The sequence below is a fragment of the Phytobacter sp. V69 genome (assembly GCF_965644215.1).
Lineage (GTDB): Bacteria > Pseudomonadota > Gammaproteobacteria > Enterobacterales > Enterobacteriaceae > Phytobacter.
Genome location: NZ_CBFFRL010000263.1, coordinates 1 through 5261, shown reverse-complemented (window position 1 = coordinate 5261; position 5261 = coordinate 1). Strand labels below are relative to the sequence as shown.

The window sequence follows — 5261 nt, the reverse complement described above, 5'->3', positions numbered from 1 at the left end:
TTATCGGTAGTTAACCCTTCCTCCTACACTCTCCACAATCATGTCCGAGCGTTGCACTTATTATCTGAATTCGCGAAGTTCTATGGCGGGATATCTGGCGCGAGACTTTTTTTATATTTTTTAGATATGGTTTTCTTTTTACTTTATTAGGCTTCGCCCTGTATCTTTTTTAGATCTAGTTCTACTTTATATTTTATTGGTGCCATAAAAAAAGGCACCTTTGCTATAAACAAGAACAGCCTTACTGAGAGTTATATACTGCCTTGTGTTCGCCCCCGAAAAGGGGACTTCATCCAAGGCTTCGCCTCCTGAAATTTTCAACTTATTTTGTTGAAAATCTATCAAGATTGGCGAAAACCAAGATGAAAAATATGACTTCACCCAAGTTGATCTGGCTTAAAGCTCTACATCGTTTCCAATGTAGGACACCCTACGACACCCCCAGATTCGTTCATGCAGATTAATGAATTGTTATCCCCTATTTATGCTGCCAACAAAGGTAGGGCTTTCTCATAGCTATTCCATATACAACTTCACTTATCTGTTTAGAACTTCGCTTCGGGTTGGTATTACGTCGCTTCCCCTTCTATACCTACAACCAACAAAACATACGGACATCTCTTATTAGCGACTCGCGCTCAATTGCTCCACATATGCAGACCTGATACAAAGGTTTAAAATTTGATTGCTTTCGAGGACATTAAAGATTCTGGAAGTGGTATTTAAAAGACTTGTAAAAAGCTCAGATTTAGATTTGACAAATATGAAAAGATTATTTAATACTTTATTATATTTGTAATCACGTTAATCCTCTAACTGATTACAAGACTCAAAAAAGTCAGCGAAAACTTTTTTAGTCCTTAAAAAGTCAGATTTAATATCTGGCTTTTTTTGTATCTTTACTTTTTATAGATCTTATATTTTAATAGTCAATAGAAATAAAGAAATATTTCACAGCATCATTATTAATGCTGGAATAAATGAAGGTCAGATATACATCTGACCTTTAGTTTAATATGGACTTATTATTCATACTTGGCCCTAAACACTCTACAAACCAAATCACGCTGCTTTATTACGAGACGAGTAAATCATTTGGTCAATCCACTCATCTATTTCACTTTCAATAAAGCCTATTGCTCTTCCACCCAACTTTATAGGAGAAGGGAATTCACCTCTACCGATCAGCCGATAAATCCAAGGTTTGCTTAATCCAGTTCTTTCAAGAACCTCGGGTAATCGCATAAATCTTTTTGTTTTTTTCATATTTTTTTCCTTCGTTGTTTTGATAGATGCAGTATCTTCAGATCGCTTATGACGATCAACTCTCAAAAAGCACGAATTGATCAAGACGTGGTGCATTTTTAGGCAGGTTTGTAAGAGGGATTTTGAAAGCAAGCCAGCGTAGGCTTTGAAGGGCTTTTGCAAAAAGTGCTAATATTACACTCCATAAGAGTTTTTTTAATAAAAATATGTTTATCAATGAGTTAAACAAATCCACGTATAATTCTGCCGGATTTCACTCTATCCTTCTTGCTTGGCACTTAGAGGACACTTGGTTCGTGGTAAAACGTTTACCATTGTGCCTGTGGTAAAAAGCCTCTGAACCTGATGGATTTTGTTGCTTGAGTTCAACTCCTCACCGTCCACAATGTTGAAGATTTTAACTCTGGAGAAACTAAAATCAGTGCTTACGCCTTTTTAGGACCCTTTATTGAACCCTGAGTGAAATTAATTACAAAAATAACAATAAAAATCAAAATAATGCGAAATAAAACACAGGGACGCCAGCTGGTCACCAGAGCCTGATACGAAGTCCTGAAAACCCGCATAACGAAAGTTTTGCGGGTTTTTTTGTGTCCTGCGTATAGCATTGCGCCCGTTTCCTTTGTCTTTTAATAAAGGAACCATCAGTGCGGTGTAAAAACAACCAATACCGCCAGGCTATCAACTAATAGTAAAAAGCGTAAAGAGAAGATAACCCGCATATGATATTTCTTAAAACGCGATTCCATGTGGTTGGCGGCGCCATTTATCCAGTAAAACTCGTTTTGATATCGCAACCGATCTGACTGAAAAGACGGTGCGGCATGATTTAGAATTCGCGACAAAGCGCACAAATCTCTCTCATTCTATTTCGAATATAAGCAAAATATGACGGTCAATTACCGGCGAGATCGCTTATCGGTAGAAAAAAACACCTGCAACAAAAGGGGATTTCTATCATGATTATGGGTAGAATCGATAACGTTAGCAGGACATGGTTATGCTTTTTACTGGGCGACAAAATAGTCTGCTTAGAAAAAAATCAGTAATGACACTAAAAGTCAGACATTTTGATTCATGTTTTGCTATAAATTATTTTGCATAGGCGGTATATAGAGTGTGTCCGTCTGAGAAACAAAAGTGATACGCTCTTTTGGTTTCCAGGAACTATTCGCAAAGAAGCAATTCGAAACACCACCAAATTCAAGTAAAAGGATCTGCAAATGTCAGAAGCACTGAAAGCCTTAAACAACATTCGCACACTGCGTGCTCAGACGCGTGAAGTTAGCCTGGAATATCTTGAAGATATTCTCGAAAAATTCACAGTCATCGTTGAAGAACGCCGTGAAGAAGAAGCCTCTCAACGTAAGGAACTCGAAGATAAGCAAGCGAAGCTCGAAGCCTTTCGTGTGAAACTTCTTGAGGAAGGCATTGATCCGGCAGAGCTGCTCTCTTCCTTAAAAGGTCAGGCGACCAAAACGAAATCAACTCGTGAACCTCGTCCGGCTAAATACAAATATATCGACGAAGACGGCAGCGAAAAAACCTGGACCGGCCAGGGCCGTACACCTAAAGCGATTACCTCCGCACTTGAGAAAGGCAAAAAACTGGAAGATTTCGCAATCTAATTTCCAGACCTGGGGGAGGAAACTCCTCCCCCGCAACGCTATGAAATCCTTTATATAGCGCATCGACCATCCCGCAGACGGCGCAAGGTAATTGCCAGCCAGCCGCAGAATAATCTTAATCACCGTTACCGCGAATAAAAACCCACACGCGTACCCCGCGCATTGTCGCACTGCATGATACACTATCAACATACCCTCAACATATATGCACCCCGTAACAGCAAGGCTATTTAACCGACATGACATCCTCGACTTTTCGTTACAATAAAAAACTATAGCTTTTCTATATATGCTGGCAGCCCCTGACGAACAGACGATCCGGTAACCCAGTCAAGCCAGGGACCAATAACATTTCGGGTCGGATCCTGAAAACCCAGATCATTAAGATTAATACCCGACGCAATATACTTTTGATGCGCTATCGGTTCACCATCGAGCCAATGTTGACGTGCGCCCATCTCTTTATGCCCGTAACCATGTTCCATTGCCACAACGCCCGGCATTACGCCGGATAATAAACTCACCTGCGCGTCTACGCTGCCACCGGGCGTTTTTATTCGCACAGTGTCACCATGTTCAATACCAAAACGCTCACCGTCCTGTGGGTTTATTGCCACCAGCCCGACAGGCTTCACATGATGTAATCGTGGAATAACCGTTGAAGAGCTGCTCATCAGGTTCGATTTAAATGACATTAGCTTCATCGGCCATTGTGATTCCGGGTATATCTCTTCCAGCGCTCGCCCGTCAGATAAGCGAGCAGGATAAAACGTTGGGCAGCCGCTAAAGCGTTCGCCGGTAACCGCATGGCGATGTGCCGCTACCTGTGGATTCCAGATTTGTAGCGGCTTCGCCCATTCCGCCCCTACAGCGTCACCTTTACGGCCTGAGGCATCGGGAGCAAAACGCCCTCCCCGACTATAAAGGAAGGCCACCGGCAGGATTTCATCCGCTTTGAGGCTTTGTTTAATCGCCGGGAAAATGCGGTCTACGCCCGAGAGCGCCACATCCTGATCGGTCGCCGCAGGTAAAGGAGCCTGCCCGGTAAAGGCAATATTGGCCGCCACGCGCAGATAGTAATCTTCCGCCCGATTCAGAGCCCAGGTCGCCCCGTCATTGTCGGCAATGGCATTCTCGCCAAACCCCGGCAGCAGCATACGTTTCGCCACCGCAATACAGAACGCCTCCATACAGACCGGGTCGCCCTGCGCGGTTCTCGACGTTGCCGGGGTAACAACTGGCCAGCGCGCGGTTGTCGTCTTGCTGGCCACGCCTGCCCAGGGCACGCTAAAACCCCAGCTTTCAAAGTTGTGCGTATCCGGAACGATATAATCCGCCAGCGCCGTCGTTTCATTCATAAAGGCATCAATGGCAATAAACAGCGGCAATCGTTGAGGATCCTTTAAACGCTCTTCAATCACGGCACGAAGTCCGGGCACGCCATACAACGGATTGGTCATATTGGAGATCCACGCCTTGAGCGGATAGGGATATCCGTCCAGCGCAGAAGGCAGCAGCTCGGTCAGTTGCCCGGCGACAAAAGGATATCACGATGCTTTCGCCGACCAGGGCGACCGCCCTTCGGCGACTTTCTCCTGATACTCATCCGATTTGCTGTAGTCTGCTTTGCTGCGGGCAATGTTCAACCCTTTGGGGGCCACCTTCCCAGGGAACTGTTCGATGTTGTAACGCGGACCATTGCTTTCACCGTTAAATTTACCGCCCCCGACAAAGACACCGCCTTTAAGACTCATATTGCCCAGCAGGACGTTCAGCATCATGACCGCCCAGGCATTATAGAAACCATTGCCGGACATCATCCCGCCGTGTGTAACCACCGCCGCTTTCCGGCCGTGGCTGGTGAAGGCCTGCGCCAAAGCGATAATCTGTTTTACCGGCACACCGCACAGCGCGCTGTACTGCTCGAGCGTTTGCCGTTCGGCGGCTTCTTGCAGGCACTGAAAGCTGCTTTTCACCGTCACGACAGACCCGTCATGCAACGTCACCGGCTGGCTGACCCGTAATGCGGCCCGTTTTTATTACCCTTCCTCCCGTTTTATTTGAAAAGGTGGTGGCGAATATTATTTTAAATGCGGTGCAGGCAGGCGCATCAAGGGTCTGGATAGATATCATCAGCACCCACGGGCAACACACAATCAATATTCAGGATGACGCCGGAGGGATATCTCCGGAACATTTGCCCGCACTTTTCCAGCCGTTTAACTCAACAAAAAGTGACGGCCTGGGTCTGGTTATCTGCCAACGGCTGCTTCACAGCGTGAACGGGGAGATTAGGCTGTGTCCCTTAATCACCTGAGTTATAGTAACTGTCTTTTTCAACAACATATTGAACTATGGCTCGCTACG

3 protein-coding genes and 1 pseudogene are annotated in these 5261 nt (G+C 45.2%); 2 read left to right on the top strand and 2 right to left on the bottom strand.

The annotated features are described in order from the left end of the window. Positions 1 to 1062: 1062 nt before the first annotated feature. On the bottom strand, positions 1063 to 1266 hold the full coding sequence (locus ACSZPU_RS23080) for a helix-turn-helix transcriptional regulator (protein ID WP_262941633.1): 204 nt from the start codon (positions 1264 to 1266) through the stop codon (positions 1063 to 1065). A gap of 1223 nt (positions 1267 to 2489) precedes the next feature. Here ACSZPU_RS23080 and ACSZPU_RS23075 point away from each other — a divergent pair. Beyond that, positions 2490 to 2894, top strand: coding sequence for an H-NS family histone-like protein (locus ACSZPU_RS23075; RefSeq protein ID WP_499003608.1), 405 nt, complete (start codon positions 2490 to 2492; stop codon positions 2892 to 2894). A 272-nt stretch (positions 2895 to 3166) separates the two neighbouring features. Here the strand turns inward: ACSZPU_RS23075 and ACSZPU_RS23070 are convergent. After that, positions 3167 to 4930: pseudogene (locus tag ACSZPU_RS23070) on the bottom strand (molybdopterin dinucleotide binding domain-containing protein); the annotation flags it as partial. Between ACSZPU_RS23070 and ACSZPU_RS23065 the strand changes: the two are divergent. Continuing rightward, positions 4918 to 5211, top strand: coding sequence for a sensor histidine kinase (locus tag ACSZPU_RS23065; protein WP_499003605.1), 294 nt, complete (start codon positions 4918 to 4920; stop codon positions 5209 to 5211). The pseudogene ACSZPU_RS23070 and the gene ACSZPU_RS23065 sit on opposite strands and share 13 nt — an antisense overlap. The last annotated feature ends 50 nt before the right edge of the window (positions 5212 to 5261 follow it).